Origin of the sequence: Bradyrhizobium sp. BRP22, assembly GCF_020194175.1 — a bacterium.
GTDB lineage: Bacteria > Pseudomonadota > Alphaproteobacteria > Rhizobiales > Xanthobacteraceae > Bradyrhizobium.
This window is the reverse complement of the sequence record NZ_JADYVX010000035.1, coordinates 57,375-76,031: the sequence shown is the minus strand read 5'-3', so window position 1 is coordinate 76,031 and position 18,657 is coordinate 57,375. Positions and strand designations below refer to the sequence as shown.

General features: G+C 63.3%; 16 protein-coding genes. 7 read left to right on the top strand and 9 right to left on the bottom strand.

The window, feature by feature from the left end:
* Positions 1 to 152: 152 nt before the first annotated feature.
* Positions 153 to 899: an SDR family oxidoreductase gene (locus tag I6F35_RS31635; RefSeq protein ID WP_225121555.1), complete on the bottom strand. Its 747-nt coding sequence runs from the start codon at positions 897 to 899 to the stop codon at positions 153 to 155.
* Between the two features lie 108 nt (positions 900 to 1,007).
* Here I6F35_RS31635 and I6F35_RS31630 point away from each other — a divergent pair, with 108 nt between their 5' ends.
* Together I6F35_RS31630 and I6F35_RS31625 are read left to right on the top strand one after the other, a co-directional pair.
* Positions 1,008 to 1,493: a MarR family winged helix-turn-helix transcriptional regulator gene (locus I6F35_RS31630; RefSeq protein ID WP_225121554.1), complete on the top strand. Its 486-nt coding sequence runs from the start codon at positions 1,008 to 1,010 to the stop codon at positions 1,491 to 1,493.
* A gap of 305 nt (positions 1,494 to 1,798) precedes the next feature.
* Entirely contained in the window at positions 1,799 to 3,733 is a 1,935-nt protein-coding gene (locus I6F35_RS31625; RefSeq protein WP_249792798.1) for a tetratricopeptide repeat protein, read from the top strand.
* 380 nt (positions 3,734 to 4,113) lie between these two features.
* On the opposite strand, the gene I6F35_RS40300 is transcribed toward I6F35_RS31625, so the two are convergent.
* Positions 4,114 to 4,581, bottom strand: coding sequence for a phage integrase N-terminal SAM-like domain-containing protein (locus I6F35_RS40300; RefSeq protein ID WP_225121564.1), 468 nt, complete (start codon positions 4,579 to 4,581; stop codon positions 4,114 to 4,116).
* Between the two features lie 263 nt (positions 4,582 to 4,844).
* Here I6F35_RS40300 and I6F35_RS40620 point away from each other — a divergent pair, with 263 nt between their 5' ends.
* Positions 4,845 to 5,291 (top strand): GNAT family N-acetyltransferase, encoded by a 447-nt coding sequence (locus tag I6F35_RS40620; protein WP_346283221.1) that lies wholly within the window; start codon positions 4,845 to 4,847, stop codon positions 5,289 to 5,291.
* A 346-nt stretch (positions 5,292 to 5,637) separates the two neighbouring features.
* Here the strand turns inward: I6F35_RS40620 and I6F35_RS31610 are convergent, their stop codons facing one another.
* The 4 genes from I6F35_RS31610 to I6F35_RS31595 all read right to left on the bottom strand — a co-directional run bounded on the left by I6F35_RS31610 (position 5,638) and on the right by I6F35_RS31595 (position 10,315).
* Entirely contained in the window at positions 5,638 to 7,326 is a 1,689-nt protein-coding gene (locus I6F35_RS31610) for a Na/Pi symporter (RefSeq protein ID WP_225121552.1), read from the bottom strand.
* Between the two features lie 257 nt (positions 7,327 to 7,583).
* Positions 7,584 to 8,537 (bottom strand): alpha/beta hydrolase, encoded by a 954-nt coding sequence (locus I6F35_RS31605; RefSeq protein WP_225121551.1) that lies wholly within the window; start codon positions 8,535 to 8,537, stop codon positions 7,584 to 7,586.
* A gap of 254 nt (positions 8,538 to 8,791) precedes the next feature.
* Positions 8,792 to 9,586: an SDR family oxidoreductase gene (locus I6F35_RS31600; protein WP_225121550.1), complete on the bottom strand. Its 795-nt coding sequence runs from the start codon at positions 9,584 to 9,586 to the stop codon at positions 8,792 to 8,794.
* A 33-nt stretch (positions 9,587 to 9,619) separates the two neighbouring features.
* Complete coding sequence (locus tag I6F35_RS31595) at positions 9,620 to 10,315, bottom strand: hemolysin III family protein (protein ID WP_225121549.1); 696 nt, start codon at positions 10,313 to 10,315, stop codon at positions 9,620 to 9,622.
* A gap of 214 nt (positions 10,316 to 10,529) precedes the next feature.
* Here I6F35_RS31595 and I6F35_RS31590 point away from each other — a divergent pair, with 214 nt between their 5' ends.
* Positions 10,530 to 11,993: a YcjX family protein gene (locus I6F35_RS31590; RefSeq protein WP_225121548.1), complete on the top strand. Its 1,464-nt coding sequence runs from the start codon at positions 10,530 to 10,532 to the stop codon at positions 11,991 to 11,993.
* Positions 11,990 to 13,033: a TIGR01620 family protein gene (locus I6F35_RS31585; protein ID WP_225121547.1), complete on the top strand. Its 1,044-nt coding sequence runs from the start codon at positions 11,990 to 11,992 to the stop codon at positions 13,031 to 13,033. The genes I6F35_RS31590 and I6F35_RS31585 overlap by 4 nt, the downstream gene beginning before the upstream one ends.
* A gap of 105 nt (positions 13,034 to 13,138) precedes the next feature.
* Here the strand turns inward: I6F35_RS31585 and I6F35_RS31580 are convergent, their stop codons facing one another.
* Positions 13,139 to 14,695, bottom strand: coding sequence for a glycosyltransferase family 39 protein (locus I6F35_RS31580; RefSeq protein WP_225121562.1), 1,557 nt, complete (start codon positions 14,693 to 14,695; stop codon positions 13,139 to 13,141).
* Between the two features lie 267 nt (positions 14,696 to 14,962).
* On the opposite strand from I6F35_RS31580, the gene I6F35_RS31575 reads away from it, so the two are divergent.
* A complete protein-coding gene (locus tag I6F35_RS31575; protein ID WP_225121561.1) occupies positions 14,963 to 16,699 on the top strand; it encodes an adenylate/guanylate cyclase domain-containing protein in 1,737 nt (578 codons plus the stop codon).
* Between the two features lie 328 nt (positions 16,700 to 17,027).
* Positions 17,028 to 17,228 (top strand): cold-shock protein, encoded by a 201-nt coding sequence (locus tag I6F35_RS31570; RefSeq protein ID WP_225121546.1) that lies wholly within the window; start codon positions 17,028 to 17,030, stop codon positions 17,226 to 17,228.
* 117 nt (positions 17,229 to 17,345) lie between these two features.
* Here I6F35_RS31570 and I6F35_RS31565 read toward each other — a convergent pair whose 3' ends face one another.
* Entirely contained in the window at positions 17,346 to 17,891 is a 546-nt protein-coding gene (locus I6F35_RS31565) for a hypothetical protein (RefSeq protein WP_225121560.1), read from the bottom strand.
* Between the two features lie 205 nt (positions 17,892 to 18,096).
* On the bottom strand, positions 18,097 to 18,561 hold the full coding sequence (locus I6F35_RS31560; RefSeq protein WP_225121545.1) for an Lrp/AsnC ligand binding domain-containing protein: 465 nt from the start codon (positions 18,559 to 18,561) through the stop codon (positions 18,097 to 18,099).
* Positions 18,562 to 18,657: the final 96 nt, after the last annotated feature.

Sequence of the window (18,657 nt, the reverse complement as noted above, 5' to 3'; positions counted from 1 at the left end):
ATAATCTTCGACCCGTGCAGGTAGAAGGCTGACCTGATCCCGGCTGACGCCGGTCTTGAACCTACGATTCGTCATACCGAATCGTACACTCGTTCCTACAAAAAGCTCAGATTCTTACCCAGTCTCTGCGCTCCATCCGGGCTACGCTCTCTTCAGGAAGCCAAAAATCCGCCGTCGGCTGCGAGCACGTGACCTACAACGTACGACGCGCTGTCGGAGAGCAACCAGACCACCGCTTCGGCAACTTCGTCGGGTTGTCCCATCCGCCGAAGCGGCAATCCCGCTGCGACGGCAGACATGTCGCCAACGCCCGAGCGGAGCATCATGTCGGTCACGACACGGCCGGGCGCAACCGCGTTGATCGTGACGCCGCGCGGCGCGGCCTCCATCGCGGCCGAGCGCATCAGCGAGATCGCGGCAGCCTTCGACGCTGAATAAAGTGAAAGTCCCGCATTCGGGTTTCGGACGCCGCTCACCGACGCATTGATCACGATCCTGCCTGCGCCCCGCGCGAACATGACCGGAAGCTGATGGCGCAGGCAGAGGAACACCGAGCGCACATTGGTGTCGAACACCTCGTCATAGACGGCGCTGCGCTGTTCCTCGATGCCGGCGCGCCGCTCCTGGAATCCGGCATTGTTGAAGGCGGCATCGAGCCTGCCGTAGCGTTCGACCGCGATGCGGACCAGGCCCTCGACCTCGTCCTCCTTCGTGACATCGGTCCTGACCGCCAGAGCCTCTACACCCAACTCCCTGCATTCAGCCGCCGCAGATTCAATCTCCGCCTCGCGCCTGCCCGCGATCAGGATCGCCGCCGCGCCTTCCGCGGCCATCCTCAGCGCCGTGGCGCGACCAATGCCGCTTCCGCCTCCCGTCACGAGGCAAATCTTACGCTTCATTCGGTTCGCGACGGTATTCAAACCGCTGGTTGCCGCCTCGCTCATCAGGCCGGACTCCGTTGTCCCATCGATAGTTGTATGATACAACTATCGTGCCGGAGTCAAGCCATGCCGTTCCAGGACCTGTCCCTCATCGATGATATTCGCGCGGCTTCGCGTCTGATGGTGCGCGAACTCGGCTTCATGGAGCAGACGGTGGCCGCAACCGACTACCCGCCGTCGGCCGTTCACACGATCGTGGAAATCGGGACCCGTGGACCCCTGACGTCGGCTGAACTGTCCGAAATCCTCCATTTGGAGAAATCCAGCGTCAGCCGCATGGTCCGCAAACTGATCGAGTGCGGCGAGTTGAAGGAGACCGTCGATGCCGACGATGCGCGGATCAAGCAGCTATCGCTGACGGCGAAGGGCCGACGCACCCTCGCTGCCCTCCATGATTTCGGCCGGCGGCAAGTCTCCGGTGCGCTCGAGCATCTGAGCGAAGCCGATCGGGAGACCGTGCGCGACGGGCTGATGATCTACGCACGCGCACTTAGGGCGAGCCGCGACGACGATGAATTGAAGCTGCGCGATGGGCAGAGCCAACGCGTTTGATCATTTCCAAATCGATGCGTTCAACGGTGCGAATCGGACAATCGGCATAGCTTTTGCCAAAGCGATCCCGCTTGGCTTACGAATGTCTGCTGTTGGCTCTTCAAGCGGACATGACGCGCACACGCCAAGATCAACGCAAATGACCCTGAGCCGACCTCGCGCTGCGGAGTAGTTCACTCAGCTTCGAGCGAACCATCGTGCGACTGGCTCGCCGGCCAGATTTATGGTACACTCGTCTTGGTTGAGGCTTTCGCGCCATGGACGGAAAGCGGCGAGTTCCGAGCGGACGCAGGCTATCGGCGATAATGGCCGCCGACGTCGCGGGCTATTCGCGGCTCATGCACGACGACGAGGAGGCCACGCACGGGCGTCTCACGACGCTCCTTGCCGATGTTATCGAGCCGACAGTGGCGGAGCACGGAGGCCGCATTGTCAAGAACACCGGCGACGGGTTCTTGGCCGAGTTTCCGAGCGCGGTCCAGGCAGTTCGAGCGGCCGTGCGCTTCCAAAGCGCTATTGGCGACCTGCAGCAGAATGATGCGAAGGGCAGACCCCTTCTTTTTCGCGTGGGCATCAACATAGGCGATGTCATCGTCGAGCCGCACGATATCTTCGGCGACGGTGTGAATATTGCGGCTCGCCTCGAAGGCATCGGGGAGCCAGGCGGCATCTCCATCTCGTCTTCCGCCTACGATCAAGTTCGCGGCAAGGTCGATATGGCGTTCGAAGACATGGGGCCGCAGGCGCTGAAAAACATTGCCGAGCCGATACGTGTCTGGCGCGCAAAGCTGTCGGACTCGGAAGTACCGAAAGAGGTACCGGAGCAAGCGGTGTTCGCTGGCGCTGGCGGCTTGCTGGGCCAAATCCTGGGCCGTTTGAAGCTTACTGGCGGCGCGCTCGCGTCGGTCGCCACCGTCGGCGCGATCGGCCTCTTCGGTTATTCGAATGTCTGGAACACCCGCACTGACGTTTTGCCGGACGGGCAAAAGACACAGAGAGAGGCAGCGGCCCGGCCCGATATCGCTCCCCGCTTGTCTCTCGTCGTCCTGCCCTTTGCGAACCTCAACAACGATCCGGAGCAGGACTATTTCGCCGACAGTATTACGGCCGATTTGACGACAGATCTTGCGCGAATGCGCAACGCATTTGTCATCGGACGCGGGACGGCTTTTACCTATAAAAACAGGCAGGTCGATCTGAAGACGCTCGGTAAGGACTTGGGTATCCGCTGGGCCGTACAGGGCGCGGTGCGGCGCGCCGGAGAACAGGTCCGGGTCAACGTGTCGCTTACAGATGTCGCGAGTGGTCGCGACATCTGGTCCGATCGTTTCGACAGTGATCGCACGAATGTCGCCGTCTTGCAGGACCAGATCACAGTACGGCTCGCCCGCTCGCTCAATATTGAGCTTATCCAAGCCGAAAGCCGCCGTAGCGAAACGGACCGATCGAAGAATCCGGACGCCATGGACTTCACTATGCGGGGCTGGGCAAAGTCCTATGAGCCCCGATCGAAGACGACAATTGCGCAGGCAAGGGAGCTATTCGACAATGCACTGCGCCTCGACCCAGACCACGTCGATGCAATGATCGGGAAAGCGTGGAGCCTGAGCCCCCCTATTAATTTGCTCTCCGGATGGCCTGTGTCCGTGGTGGAAGACAATAAGACGGCAACCAATCTCGTCGACAGAGCCCTTTCGAAAAGCCCGGCAAACGCAATGGCCCACGTGGTCAAGGGAGACACTCTTCGATTTGGTAACCCTGAAGAGGCGTTGCATCAATACGACGCTGCGCTTGAAATCAATCCGAATTTCCCGGCCGCCTACGCAGGTAAAGGAGATGCACTAATCCTCGCCGGGCGGGCACGCGAAGCCCTCTCCGTGACGCAGCTAGCTCTCCGGCTCAGCCCCAGGGATCCTTCTGCTGTCGCTTGGCGTTGGACCCTCTGCCATGCACACCTGCACCTGCACGATTATCAAGAAGCAATCGAAGAATGCAGGCGGACGCTCAACATGAACAGCGCGTACTGGTTCGCCTTTATAGGTCTGGTCTCGGCTTACGGGGCGACCGGACAATTTGAGCAGGCACGGCTGAGCTTAGCCGAATTCAACAAGATCCGACCAGACTTCACGATCCAATGGTATCGTGATTTCGGTTATGCACTCACGAGAAATCCGCAGTTCCGCCGTGAGTTCGACGACATTCTCGACGGACTCAGGAAGGTAGGCGTGCGGGAGCACTAGAGCATTTGCTCACTGGCAAGGCCACGAACTTCCGCTTATGTGAAGGGTTTCGGATGCCGGCCCAATGAGTGAAGGTGCCGCGGGCTCCGAGGGCCGGCGTCCGAAAGCCTCCAAGGGAGGAAACCGCGCTTAAGGGAACGTAAGGCGGTGCGGCAGGCGCTATGGGGATTTGAGTGCCGCGGGTGAGCTCGTTGATTGAGATCGAGGCGGTCCGACGAGTTGTGCGACGGTGAAGCCGCTGACAAATGCGCGGCGGATAGCATCGAGCTGGACAAGTCGTCCGACGATTTGCGACGGCTGACGGATATCTGGGCGCGCTCTGCCGTGGCCGGTTGAGAGCCAGCGAGCGCGACGGGCAGATTTGCGGGATTGCGGCACGGTCATGAGGTGTCGATCCTGATGTGGTTTGTTGGAGCTGTCGGCCGATACCGTGGCATTGCACCGCGCGCGAAGACTTCGACGATGATCATGCGACCGCCGCAGCATGGACAAGCCGGCTTGCTGGGATCGACGGCGGCCGCGGTGGGCTGACCTTCAGGTTTTGCAACGGCAAGCAGCTCACGGGCGCGGGCGATGTTGCCGGCGCAAGCGCCTTTGGCGAACAGGCCGTAGTGGCGGATGCGGTGCAAGCCCTTGGGCAGCACGTGGATGAGGAAGCGGCGGACGGTCTGGTTGATGGTCGGCACGCTAACGCCGCTCGCTGCCAGATGCAGTTGGTAGCGGCGCACGTCCTCGAAGGTCGCCGTATCGGGCGATCGCCCGAGAAATACAGCGAAGTTCTTGATCCTTTGCACGTAGTCATGTTGGGTCTTCGGCGCGAACTTGCGGATCGTCATGTCTTCGATCATGCGTCGGCGCAACGGGCTCATGGCCTCGTCGATCATGGGGATGCTCCTGCCTTGAGTGAGGTTGTCGAAACCCCTCAATCTCAAGGCAGGACGCCCTATTGCGCTATCGTCCGGGCTCCGCTGCCAGCCGTCGTGCCCTACCGCGCGAGCGGTTTAGTCCTTTGACCCTGCGCGGACGAATTATCTCCTCGCTGCTGACAGTACTATGGCAGCAGGACTCTGATAGCATCGCTCAGCGCCAAGCTACAATAAGGATTGGGTAAATGGCTAGCCCTAGCATTGTCGTTACAGACACCATCACCGCTGACATGCAGAGAGCTATCGGCGGTGGCCTTGACGCATTTAATGACGAAGTGACGGGGTATGCTGACCGGATTCCTCTAGCGGTCTTGGCCCAGCATCCATCCACCGACGCAATTATAGGGGGAGCGATCGGCCGATCATCCCTAGGGCTGCTTTTTCTTGACCTTTTTTATATAGGACCTGAGCACCGGCGTGGCGGTCTCGGAACAACCATCCTGCGGGCTTTCGAACAGGAGGGGAGGCGGCGTGGCTGTGTTTCAGCCGTGCTGTATACGATCAGCTTTCAAGCACCGGGCTTCTACGCCCGCAACGGATGGCAGCGCTTCGGCGAAATACCATGCTTGCCGCAAGGTACAAGCCGCATTTTCATGTCCAAGGAGTTGGTAGCCGGTGCTTCGCTCCCGTGATCGCGTTGCTAAAGTCGTCTGCTTCTGTGAAGGGTTTCGGATGCCGGCCCAATGATTGACAATGCCGCGGGCTCCGAGGGCCGGCGTCCGAAAGCCTCCAAGGGAGGAAATCGCGGGAGGGGATACGTTGGTGGTGCGGCGTGCACTATGGGGATTTGAGCGCCGCGGGCGGAGTGTGCGATTGGGATCGAGTCGACGCAGCAAGCTGGCTGACGATGCTGCGGCTGATGGAAGAGCGGCAGGTTGCGTCGAACGCGGCGAATCTGCGAGTATCAGCTTTCAGCAAATTGTTTGCATCTGACGCAGAGCCGGCGCTGCGCGACTTGCGACCTGAGACCTCGCCAAGCTAGCCGCGACCGACAAGATGGGCCGCGGAACGCCAGGCGTGATGCGCCAGCGCTTCGAGGCTTCGGACCGTTTCGACGCGAACGAGCGCCGCGTCGGCGGTGAGCGTTCCGTTGGCGACCGCGCCGAGCGTCGCACTGCGATGGATACGCCGCAGTTCGTCCAGTTGCGTCGTACAACGTTCGAGCTCGGCGATCGCCTCGTCGGTCGGGATCGCGCGCGGACCGGCCATGGCGTCGGCGCCATGCGAGGCTGGCACGACCTGCGGCGATCCAGCGGCGCGGGGTGGCGCCGCCACTCCGCGCGCAATGGCGGCTGCGCTTCGCATCGCTTCTGCACACAGCTCTCCCGCGCGCATGTCCTCCGGTCCGCCACCCACCGAAGTGAAATCGATACCTCCATTCGCCGCTTCTGCCAGTCGAGATGCGTGGTCGAGTGCATGCAGCGTGATCGTGAGACGCCGTTGCTCGTCGTCGGTGTCAGGCGGTCCGGTCATGTCCGACAGGAATATTTGCGCCTGGCGCAAGGCATCGGCGGCCTCCTGCACCGACGTGACGTCCTTTCCCAGTCGGATTGGCTCGACGTGGCCGGCCAGTGCCGCCTCGACCGAACTGCATACCGTTACGAGCGCGCGTGCGATCGTTCGGCGCACTGCTTCCACCGCCACGATCGGTGTCGCAAGCGCCGACGGATCGAGGCACCGCGTGAGCGGCGAGCCACGCTCGGGCAGAATGCGCTCGACCAGTCGCGTGAACCAGTTCACCAGCGGCAGCAGGACCACAACGCCGACAACATTGTAGGCCGTGTGATAGCCGGCCAGCAGGGTAACGCCATCGACGGTGTTCGAGGCACGAATGAGCAGCGGGACGACGACCGGAAACAGCGCCAGGGCGATGATGGCAGCGATAAGCTTGAAAAGCACATAGGCGATCGCCAGCCGCTTGGCGGTGGTGCTCGCGCCAATCGCGGCCAAGGCAGAACTCGTCGCTGTTCCGATGTTCTGGCCGATGATCAGCGCACAACCCTGATCCAGCCCGATCGCATTGGCGAAGTAAGCGGACAACGTCACCGCGACGGCGGCCGTCGATGACTGCATCAGCGCGGTCATCACCACCCCGACCACGACCAGCAGCATGAGGCCGAACAGAGCCGACCACCACGGGGCATCCGGACCTGCGAGAACGGCAGGCAGGTCCGCCGGGTGCAACCGTTCGGCGAGCCCGCCCATGCCATGCTGCAGGGTCGTCAGCCCAAAGAGCACAAGTCCGAACCCGGCGAGCGCGGCGCCCACTCCGGATATTCGCCCGTGGGCCAGGAGCTTGGTCAGCGCACCAACGAAGATCATCGGCAGCGCCGCGGCGGTGAGCGAGACGCGGACGCCGATGAGCGCGACCAGCCAGCCGGTCCCCGTGGTGCCGATATTCGCGCCGAAAACGAGACCCAACCCTTGCTGGAACGTCAACAGACCCGCGCTGACCAGACCGATCGTCGTCATGGTCGTTGCACTGGAGGACTGCACGAGAAGCGTGACGATCGCGCCCCAGAACGAGCCGTGCAGCGGCGTCGCCGCCGCCCTGCTGAGCACCGTGCGCAGCGCGGAGCCGGCCAGCGCCTTCAGGCCTTCCGTCATCACGGTCATGCCAAGCAGGAAGAGACCCACGCCGCCAAGTGCCGAGATTGCTATGGACATGCGGGCTCCCACGCTCAGGCCAGCTCTCACACTGTAGCGCAGTTGCAGAGCGAAGGCAGCCGACGAAGCTGCGCCTGGCGTGAGGGTTAGCCAGTCGTGGTGAAGTCGACGTACGCCAGCCCAAGCGAAGCGACCCGTGTCTCCACCCATGTGGATCGATGGATTGCTTCGCGGGGCCAATCATCGGGCGGCGCTGGGCGCCGACCCGGTAACTTGCAACAATGGTGTATGACGCCGCGGGTGCGACTTCCGCCCTCTCAAAGGCCGGCGAGGAATCGCTCCAGCGCGGCGTTGGTCTCCGCTGGCGCTTCCTGCTGCACCCAGTGACCGATGCCTGGGAGGATGACCGATCCGCGGAAGTCGGTGCAGCCAATCCCGGGGTTCGCATAGAGATCCATGCCGGGGACGAACGCGCGAACCGCGTCGCGTTCGCCGGCGACAAAATAGGATGGCTGCGTCACGGGCTTGCCAGCAAACTCCTCCAGTTCCCTAAAATCGATGTCCTGCGCGCGGTAGCGGTTGAGCGGCCCACGGAAGCCGCCGGCGCGAAATGCGTCGACATAGAGCTGCAGGTCCTGCTCGCTCATCCAATCCGGAAACGGCTGCGGATCGATCATCCCGTCGAGCAATTTTGCATCCACCGGCTTGTGTTCGAGCCATTTGTTGAGCGGCGCGCTGCCTGAGATGGCGAAATAGAGTTTTCGCAAAGCGACGGGGATGTCGGCCTCGAGCTCCTTCTCGGCCACGCCTTCGTCCTGGAAATAGATCTGATAGAAGAAGCGGTCCTTGTAGGCGGCCTTGACCGCGTCGAGAAAGGCCACCGGTCTTCTGGGGATGTATGGGACACTCAACCCGGCGACCGCCGTCACCTTGTCCGGGTAGAGCAGCGCCGTATTCCAAACCTGCGGCGCACCCCAATCGTGGCCGAACAGGATCGCCTTGCCAGCACCCAATTGATCGATCACGGCGGCGATGTCGGACGTCAGATTGCGAATGGTGTAGGCGGCAATCTCCTGCGGCTTGGAGCTCTGTCCGTAACCGCGCACATCAAGCGCTGCCACGGTGTAGCCGCGCTGTGCGAAATGATCGATCTGGTGACGCCACGAATACCAGAGCTCGGGAAATCCGTGAACGCAGAGGATCAGCGGACCGCGGCCGGCGACCGCCACGTTCAGGTTGATCGATCCGTTCCGCACCGTGGTGAAATCCATGACGTCCTCACCGATTTCCGGGTTTCCGGTTGTTAGTGTTGCTCAAGCTCCCGCGGATGGAAAGGGCGTGGATGCCAGGGTATGGCTACATCTGTAATGCGGCGCCGATGAATGAAGACAGCACCGAACGAGCCACACATGAAACCTCATCCTGAGGAGCGCGCTTGGCGCGCGTCTCGAAGGATGGGCCGCGGGCGCCATGGCGGCCTCATGGTTCGAGACGCGCTAACGCGCTCCTCACCATGAGGGTCCGGCTATTTCCCGTGTTCTTCGCGCATCCGGGCCTGGATCTTGGCCATGCCGCCGATCCAGCGGTCGTAGTTCTCGGTCTTCTTGCGCATGTAGCCGAGCACCTGCGGGTGCGGCAGGATCAGGAAGGTTTCCTGCTCGATGCCGCGCAGCGCATCCTCGGCGACCTGATCGGCTGTGAGGTCGCCGTCGCCGGATTGCGGGCCCTTCGGGATCGAACGCAGCATGTTGGTGTCGACGCCCTGCGGGCAGAGGATCGAGACCTTGATGCCGTCGGCGCGGTGGGAGATCGCAAGATTCTCCGCAAAGCCGACCGCGGCATGCTTGGTGGTGGAATAAGCCGGGCTGCCGACCTGCGATAACAGGCCGGCCGCGGAGATCGTGTTGAGGAAATAGCCGCCGCCGCGCGCCTTCATGCGCGGGACCAGATGCCGCGCGGCGTAGACATGGGCCATCACATGGATCGCCCAGCTTCGTGCCCATGGCTCATCCGAGGTGCCGCCGGCGTTCACCGAGAGCGGATCGAAGCCGCCGCCGATGCCGGCATTCGAGCAGAACAGCGCGATCGGGCCGTACATTCGCTCGGTCGCCTCGATCACGTGCAGGATGTTCTTCTCCTGCCCGACATCGCATTTGAAAGCCGCGCCGCCGACGGAAGCCGCAACCTTTTCAGCGGCCGCATGGTCGAGATCGACCACCACCACCTTCGCGGCGCCGGCGCGGTGAAACACTTCGCACAGCGCCTTGCCGATGCCATTGCCGCCACCGGTGACGACCACGACTTTTTCTGCCACCTGCATGGCCCCCTCCCTGTTTATCTGTTGTCAGCGGCCTCAGCTCGCGAGCACGAGGTCGAGGATCGCCGTATAATGGCAGGCCGCGCCAAGCAAGACAAAACAGTGCCAGATCGCGTTCTGGAAGCGCAGCCGCTGCCACGCGTGGAATACCACGCCGAGACTGTACAATACGCCGCCCGCGACCACGAACCACAGCGCCATCGCCGGCAGCGCCTTCACCACCGCATCATAGAGCATCAAGCCGCTCCAGCCCATGGCAAGGTAGAGCCCGACCGACAGCCGGTCGAAACGGCCCGGCAGCATCAGCTTCAGCACGATGCCGACGATCGCCACGCACCAGACCCCGACCAGGAGCGCGATCGCAAAATAGCTCTCCCGCAATTCCATGATGAAAGGCGTATAGGTCGCCGCTATCAGGACATAGATCGCCGAATGGTCGAAGCGGCGCAGCACCCATTTGGCGCGCGACACCGGCCAGAGATTATAGGTCGCCGACAGCACCAGCATCGCCAAGAGGCCCACGACGTAGACCGAGACCACCGCGACGTCGCGCGGCGTTGCGTAGATCGCCGTCAGCACGATCAGCACGGTGGCGGCGATCAGACCGAAGCAGATGCCGACGACATGGACGATGCCGTCGGCGATCAGCTCCGCACGATCGTAGTTCCAGATCACGGCGCCGGCCGCGTGGAACGAATTGGAGGCAAGTTGCTTCAGTCGGAATATCGTCATGGCCAGTCAGCGGGCATCACCAGGGGCGAGTGGACATCGGCGTCGGAAGGCTAGCCGATCTACTATCCTATCGTCGTGGCTGTTTTTTGAACCGGCGATGAACGGGGCCGCCTTGGGTGGCTGACGAAGTGCTTGATTTTGGCCCATCAATTGCCACTTTGCGGAGTGTTGTTCGCCAATTGCCCTCCTCCCGCCCGGGTTGCTGCTCGCCTGCATGGCCCTTAGTCTGACCGATATCGTCGAGGAAGCGCGCCTATCGGCGCGGGCGCTCTGGGACTATGGCGACAGCTTCTTCAACCCGACCGTGCGGCTCGGCGTCACCGGCTTATCGCGTGCCGGCAAGACGGTGTTCATCACGGCGCTGATCCATGGACTGACCCGCGGTGGCCGCTTTCCGGTGTTCGAGGCCTATGCCTCGGGCCGGATCGCTCGCGCCCATCTGGCGCCGCAGCCGGACGATGCGGTGCCGCGCTTCGACTACGAGAACCATGTCCGCACCCTGGTCGAGGAGCGGCGCTGGCCGAATTCGACCACCGACATCAGCGAGCTTCGCCTCGTCATCGACTACCAGCGGCAAAATGGCGCGGACCGCACGCTCATCCTCGACATCGTCGACTATCCCGGTGAGTGGCTGCTCGACCTGCCGTTGCTGAACAAGAGTTTTGAGCAATGGTCGACCGAGAGCCTCGCGCTGTCGCGCGAGCCGCTTCGTGCCGGACTTGCCGTGCCGTGGCATGAGCATCTGAATACGCTCGATCCTGAAGGCCGCGAGGATGAACAGGCGGCGCTGAAGGCAGCGAAACTCTTCACCGATTATCTTCGCGCCTGCCGCGACGAGCGCTTTGCCATGAGCCTGTTGCCGCCCGGCCGCTTCCTGATGCCGGGCAACCTCGCCGGCTCGCCGGCGCTGACCTTCGCGCCGCTCGAGGTTCCGATCGACGGCTCTGCGCCCGACGGCTCGCTGTGGGCGATGATGCGGCGACGCTACGAGGCCTACAAGGACGTCGTGGTCCGCCCGTTCTTTCGCGATCATTTTGCGCGGCTCGATCGCCAGATCGTGCTGGTCGACGCACTCGCCGCCTTCAATGCCGGGCCTGAGGCGCTGCACGATCTCGAAGCTGCGCTCGCCGGCATCCTGGATTGCTTCCGCATCGGCCGCAGCACGATCCTGAGCGCGCTGTTCCGGCCGCGGATCGACCGCATTCTGTTCGCGGCGACGAAGGCCGATCATCTGCATCACCAGAGCCACGACCGGCTGGAAGCGATCCTGCGGCGGACCGTGGCGAAGGCCGCCGCTCGCGCCGAATATGCGGGTGCTGCGATCGACGTGGTGGCGCTCGCTGCGGTGCGCGCCACCCGCGAGGCACAGGTGGCGCGCGGCCGGGAGAAGCTGCCGTCGATCCTGGGCACGCCGGCGCCTGGCGAAACCGCTGATGGCGAGACGTTCGATGGCGAGACTGAAGTGGCGACCTTTCCGGGCGACCTGCCTGACGATCCCGAGGAATTATTCAGGGGCACCTTCCGCGGCCTGTCCAGCGCGGCGGCGGACAAGGCCGATTACCGCTTCCTGCGATTTCGGCCGCCGAAGCTGGTGCGGGAGGGTGACGAGGAACCCGCTTTGCCCCATATCCGTCTTGACCGCGCTCTCCAGTTCCTGATCGGAGACAGATTGCAATGAGCGAGAAAACGCCCCATCGGCGACCGGCGACCTTCAAGCTCGACGATCCCTCCGTGATCGTGATCGATGCGGACGACAAGAGCCGGCCGGCTCGCGGCACCATCCATGTCACGCCGGAGCCGGACCCCGCCTTGCTGCCGGTGCCAATCGATGCGCCTCAGGTCACGACGCGGCGCCGCTTCCGCTGGGGCACGCTGTTCTGGGCGGCGGCCGGCGGATTGATGCTGCTCGGCGCCGGGCTCGGCGTGGTCAACCTGATCGAGGACCTGTTTGCCCGCAACGAAGGCATGGGCTTCATCGGCCTCGCGCTCGCCGTGATCGCGGTGGTCGCGCTGACCGTCATCGTCGCGCGCGAAGTCTTCGGGCTGGCGCGGCTGGCCACGATCGAGAAGCTGCATCTGCGCGCCGCCGAAGTGGTGCTCAGCGACGACCGCGCGGCGAGCCGGGTGATCGTGGACGACCTGCTCAAGCTCGCGCACCAGAACCCGCAGCTTGCCCGCGCCCGCGCCACGCTGCAAAGCCACACCGACGACATCATCGACGGCGCCGACATGATCAAGCTCGCCGAGCGCGAATTGATGACGCCGCTCGACGAAGAGGCGCGCCGTCTGGTGTCATCAGCGGCGCAGCGGGTCTCGGTGGTCACCGCGGTCAGCCCGCGCGCGGCGATCGACGTGCTGTTCGTGTTCGTGGCGGCGCTGCGCATGATCCGGCAACTGGCGTATCTCTACGGCGGCCGGCCCGGCGCGCTCGGCATGTTCAGCTTGATGCGCCAGGTGATCGCGCATCTCGCGATCACCGGCGGCATGGCCGCCAGCGACAGCCTGATCCAGCAGATGCTCGGCCACGGCATCGCCGCCAAACTGTCGCAGCGCCTCGGCGAAGGCGTCCTCAACGGCCTCCTCACCGCCCGCCTCGGCCTCGCCGCCATCGAAGTGACACGGCCGCTGCCGTTCACCGCATTGCCGCGGCCGGCATTGGCTGATCTGGCGAAAGACTTGCTGCGCAAGCGCGACGAGGACGAGCGAGGTGCCAGTTGATGCGCCCTCGCCCCTTGTGGGAGAGGGCAGCTCAGGTGCCCGCAGCGAACTCGCTTGGGTGAGGGGTCTGTTTCCACGAACGCCGGCGCCCGCGGAAAGAACCCCTCAACCGGCGCGCATTGCATGCGCGCCACCTTCTCCCACAAGGGGAGAAGGTGAAGGGCATCGCGTCTCGTTGGACAAGATCGCCAGCACGCGCCAGCGGAATAGCGGCGAATCCGGTGGCGGGGAGAGTTCGGGGGTCCAGCCGGTCAGTTTTTCCAACGAAAAGCTGTCCATCACCATGCCGCGCCAGATGCGCTCGACGCGTTCGAGCGGCTGGCGCGCTACGCCTGCCGCATCCAGGAATGGCATCTGGTTGTCGAGCTCGCGCACGACATAGATGGCAGCGTGACCCCTGATGCGGTCCATGCCGGGATCGCGAAAGCCCTGGAAGCGGCCCCGTTCGTTGAGCTGGACCACGGGCACGCGGCCATTGAAAAACCAGCGCAGCATCGCATAGGTGCGATAGTCCGTGGTCGCGATCCAGCTCGCACCCTGCTTCTGCAATTGGTCTTCTACGCGCGCGGCGAGTTCTCGGTAGCCGGCCTCGCCGCCGATCGGATCGGTGCGGCCGATGAAATTGAAGGGCGTCGCGACATAGTAAACGAACACGCAGATGACAAAGGCGATACCTGAAATCACAGCGATCCGGGCCCAGGAGATGGTCGAGCGGATCATCCATTTCGGAAAACCTTCGCGCGGCAGCATCGCGATATTGATGGCGGTAGCGGCAAAGCCGGCGGGCCAAAGGAACATCGGCCAGGTGTCGCCGACCCGAAGCGTCAGCGACTTCCACAGGAAATAGCAGAACGGCACGATCACCGCGGTGGAGAGCAGGATTGCGACCGGCTCGCGGGTGCGATAGCCGCGCCATGCGGTGAGCGTCACCCCCGACAGCACCACCGGCAGCACCACGAAGCCGACCAGGCCGAGTTGCAGGGCGAAGAACTCACCGAGGGTGCGGAGCGAGAACGGATGGTCGGCGGTGGCGCGCACCGCCTGGAAGCGGAACGAGGCCCAGTCGTGCTGGTAATTCCAGATCAGGACCGGCGAGAACACGAGGACCGCGATCACGACCGCAACATAGGGATAAGGGCTGGAGAGCCAGCGCCATCGCCAGCTCGGCACCAGCATGAACGCCACGATCGCCGGCAGCAGCATGACCACGGTGAATTTCGAGAGTAGCGCAAGCCCGCCGAACAGGCCGGCCGCAAGCCACCAGCGCCCGTCGCCGCTTTCAGTGAGCCGCACCAGCGACCACAACATCGCGACCGCAAATGGGATCATCGCGGTGTCGGGCGCGATCTTTGCCATCAGGAGGCCGTAATAGAGCGCGGCCTCCGGCAACAGCAGCGCCAGCACGATCGCGCTGAAGTCATGTGTGACGCGACGGACGATGTCGGCCAGCAGCAACTGGGTTGCCAGCATCGCCAGGATGCCGGCAAAACGCGCGCCGAGATTGGTGTCGCCGAAGATCGCGGTGCCGAAGCCGATGAACCAGGCGATCATGGGCGGATGATCGAGGAACGACAGCACGTTCTCTTTCGACCAGGTCCAGTAATAGGCCTCGTCGGTGCGCAGGTCGAGCACGGCTGCATAGACCAGACGCAGAAGCGTCATCGCCGCGATCAGGCCGATCACGACGGGCCATGGCGGCGCGGCAGGATAATCGTCTACTGTTGCGCGGCTGGTTTTAAGCGATATCTGCGTCACGGCCGCGCTTTTCCTAGACTCCTAACGGAGTGTCAACGTGTCCAGGGAAAAGAATGATAGATGTCGTCCCGGAGCGACGGGACCCCGGGTCGAGCCCAAAGCCGAGCCCGGGACGGCGGCAATGTTCAGCACGGGAATAAGGCGTTAGATTTGACGATAGTCACTACGGATCACATGGCCTCCTCTGCGCGCGAGCAGTTACGGGAATTTTTCCGCGGCATCGGCTTGCGGCAGGTTCGGCTCGCCAGCGGCACCATCCTGTTTGCCTATCTGGTCAGCCATTTCCTCAATCACGCGCTCGGCAACATCTCGCCGGAGGCGCTGGCCTGGGGCGTCGACTGGCACATCGCGTTCTGGCAATTTCCGCCCGTCGCCGTCATCTTCTACGGCGCCTGCCTGGTGCACTCCGGGCTCGGCATCTGGGCGCTGTATCAGCGCCGCCAGTTCGGCTGGAAGGCGATCGAGCCGCTGCAGCTCGTGCTGGGCCTGAGCATCCCCTTTCTGATCATCGCCCATATCGTCGGCATACGGCTCGGGCAGACGCTGTACGGCCACGAGAAGCTCTATCCGCAGGAACTCTATCTGTTCTTCATCAGCGCGAAACAAAGGCTGTGGCCGATGCTCGCGGTGCTCGTCATCGCCTGGGTGCACGGCTGCATCGGGCTTTATTTCTGGCTGAGGCTGCGCAGCTTCTTCAAGCGCGCGGCGCCGTTCCTGCTCGCGGCCGCCGTGCTGATCCCGACGCTGGCGGTGCTCGGCATCTATCAGGGCGGACGCGCGGTGATCGCCGACAGCACGGAGCCCGAATGGCGGCACGACAATCTGTCCGCGCAACAGGTCGGCACGCTGCAGCAGGCCGAGATGCTCGATCGCATCACAAGCGGCATGACGATTGGTTATGTCGGCCTGCTCGCACTGGCGCTGCTCGCGCGCGGCGCGCGCGCCATTCTCGAACGGCGCGGCGGCATGATCAGACTGTCCTACGGCAATGGCCGCACCGTCCGCGTGCCCAAGGGATTGAGCGTGCTGGAGGCGAGCCTGCGCCACAACGTGCCGCATGCCTCGGTCTGCGGTGGCCGTGCGCGCTGCTCGACCTGCCGCATCCGCATCATCGGCGACTGCAGCGCGCTGCCCGAGCCTTCGCCGCGCGAGGCTTTCGTGCTCGGCCGGGTCGGATCGGCCGATCCCTCGATCCGGCTTGCCTGCCAGCTCAAGCCGACCACCGATCTCTCCTTCTTCCAGCTATTCACCCCGCACACGATGTCGGCCAATGCGCATGCGTCGAACCCGACGCGGATCGGGCAGGAACGCTATCTCGTCAGCCTGTTCGTCGACATGCGCGGCTCGACGCAGCTTGCGGAGACGCGGCTGCCGTTCGATACGGTCTTCATCGTCAACCGCTTTCTCAGCGCGGTCTCGCAGGCGGTGCTCGAAAACGGCGGCCAGCCCAACCAGTTCATCGGCGACGGGATGCTGGCGCTGTTCGGGCTCGCCACCAGCCGGCAGCAGGCCTGTCGGCAGGCGCTGCGCGCGGCGGCCGAGATCGGGAAGAACATCGAGGAATTGAACCAGTTCCTGAGCCATGACCTGCCCGAGCCGATCCGCTTCGGCATCGGCATCCATGGCGGTGAGGTGATCGTCGGCGATATCGGCTACCGCGACCACATGGTGTTCACCGCCCTCGGCGACGCCGTCAATGTCGCCGCACGATTGCAGGACATGACCAAGATCCTCGGCTGCGAGGCCATCTTCTCCGAGGAGGTGCGCATCACGGCGGCCCTTGCCGCCGATGCGCTGCCCGAACAGGAGGTCGCGATCCGCGGTCGCAACGAGCCGATGACCGTGCGCACGGTCAGCGACACGCGCACGCTGTCGTCGCTGGTGAACGGCGAGCGGGTCGTTGCGGCCTGATTATCACCTGCCAATAACGTCCTTCGGCGATTGCTGGCGCATCATCAACGTCGGCGTGCATTGATCGCGAGCGCCGGTTTGCAAAACCCGGCTGTGCCAGCCGCCTTGGGCTTGCCGCTATTGGCGGACCTTTTCCACGGGAATGAGTGCCAAATAGGCAAAACGGCACAAAACCGCCGCGAAACGGCGTGTTTCCGCCAAAATCGCGCGTGAGCTTTGCGCTACCAAGCGCGACGCAATCTGCGTTATCCTGCCTTGCGAACATGCCGGGGTGTGCGGGGACCGGCCGGTTCGTTTAATTATTTGATTTCCGCCGGAGACGACGTGAATGGCTAAAGGTACTGTGAAGTGGTTCAACCCGACCAAGGGCTATGGGTTTATCCAGCCTGCGGCGGGCGGCAAGGACATATTTGTTCATATCTCAGCGGTTCAGAAGGCCGGCCTTACCACTCTCAATGAAGGGCAGTCGGTCGAGTACGACGAGATCGCCAACCGCGGCCGAACATCGGCGGAGAATTTGAAAGTCTAGCATTATCGGCACAGGTCGCACTCTCGGGGATGCGTCCGGGAGTGACGCCCGAATAAATTGCAAGCAGAGGGAGCGTTCACAAGGAGCTGAGCGCGCGCATCCGCGCGTCGGCCACTTTCAGTCCTCCGTCACCCATTTGGTGACGGGCATGACATCCGGCGGCTGCAGATAGCCGCGCGGCCAGAGATCGACAGCCCATTCCACCTTGGTGGCACGCTCGACCAGCACCGCGGTGTTGTGCGGCGTCTGCAGCACCAGCGTGTTGCCGCGATAATGCGGGTCGCCGACTGTGTGATGCCTCAGCAGATTCCACTGCTGCAGCACCAGGAGCAGGCTCGTGGTGTTGCGGGTGGTGTCCCAGCAATCGTAATTGTGCTTGTCGTCGAAATAGCGGAAATCGGCCTTCGCCACCCGCTTGTCGGTGCCGATGATCGGGCCCATGCGACGATCGAACCACGTGACCGCTTTTTGCACTGCAGCACGCTCGGCCGCAGCGGAGGCGCGGCCCGCATTCATGATCTGCGTCAGCGCGGCGCGATCGGCGGCAGTGAAATCCAGAATCTCGCGGCGCCGGCAGACGAAGCCATAGCAGACCGTCATCGAGCTCGCCGACGGCGGATAAATCGACACCGACGTATACAGCGCCTCGACCGCCGCGCTCATCTCGGCGGAAGCGGCAGGATAGGCAAAGAGTGCCAGCAGCCCCGTGCAGACGCCTGCAAGCGTCGCGCCTGTGCCGCGGTGCTTCGATCGATCGGTATTGCTCATGCGCCTGCGCCCAAAGAGGAAGCAAGGATTAGCGTGACGCTCCGATCCTGCCAATACGGCGCGCAGGGACCTGTGGATCATATCTCGCTACGTAAAACTGCTAGGGGACCGGCAGCGGCGCGTCGCGCTTGACCTCTTCCATCACGGCGTAGGTGCGCGTCTCCTTCACGCCCGGCAGTGCGAGCAGGCTTTCTCCGAGGAAGCGGCGATAGGCGCCCATATCGGCGACGCGCGCCTTGACCAGATAGTCGAAGCCGCCGGCCACCATGTGGCACTCCAGGACTTCCGGCGCGGCCCGCACAGCGTGTGCGAACTTTTCGAAGATGTCAGGCGTGGTCTTGTCGAGCATCACCTCGACGAACACGAGCAGCCCGAGGCCGAGACGATGCGGATTGAGGCGTGCGCCGAAGCCCTCGACAAATCCCTCGCGCTGCAGCCGCTTCAGCCGCTCGCCGATCGAGGTCGCGGACAGGCCGATGCGCTCCGCCAGGTCGACATTGGCGATTCGGCCATCGTCCTGCAGGATTTCGAGGATCTTGCGGTCTATTTTGTCCAACTCCGGCATATATCAACCATATCTACTATGTAGCCTTATTTTCTACGCCATATAGACGAATTTGTCTATCGAAGCACGGTTCGGATGGAAGTAAGGTTCTGATGG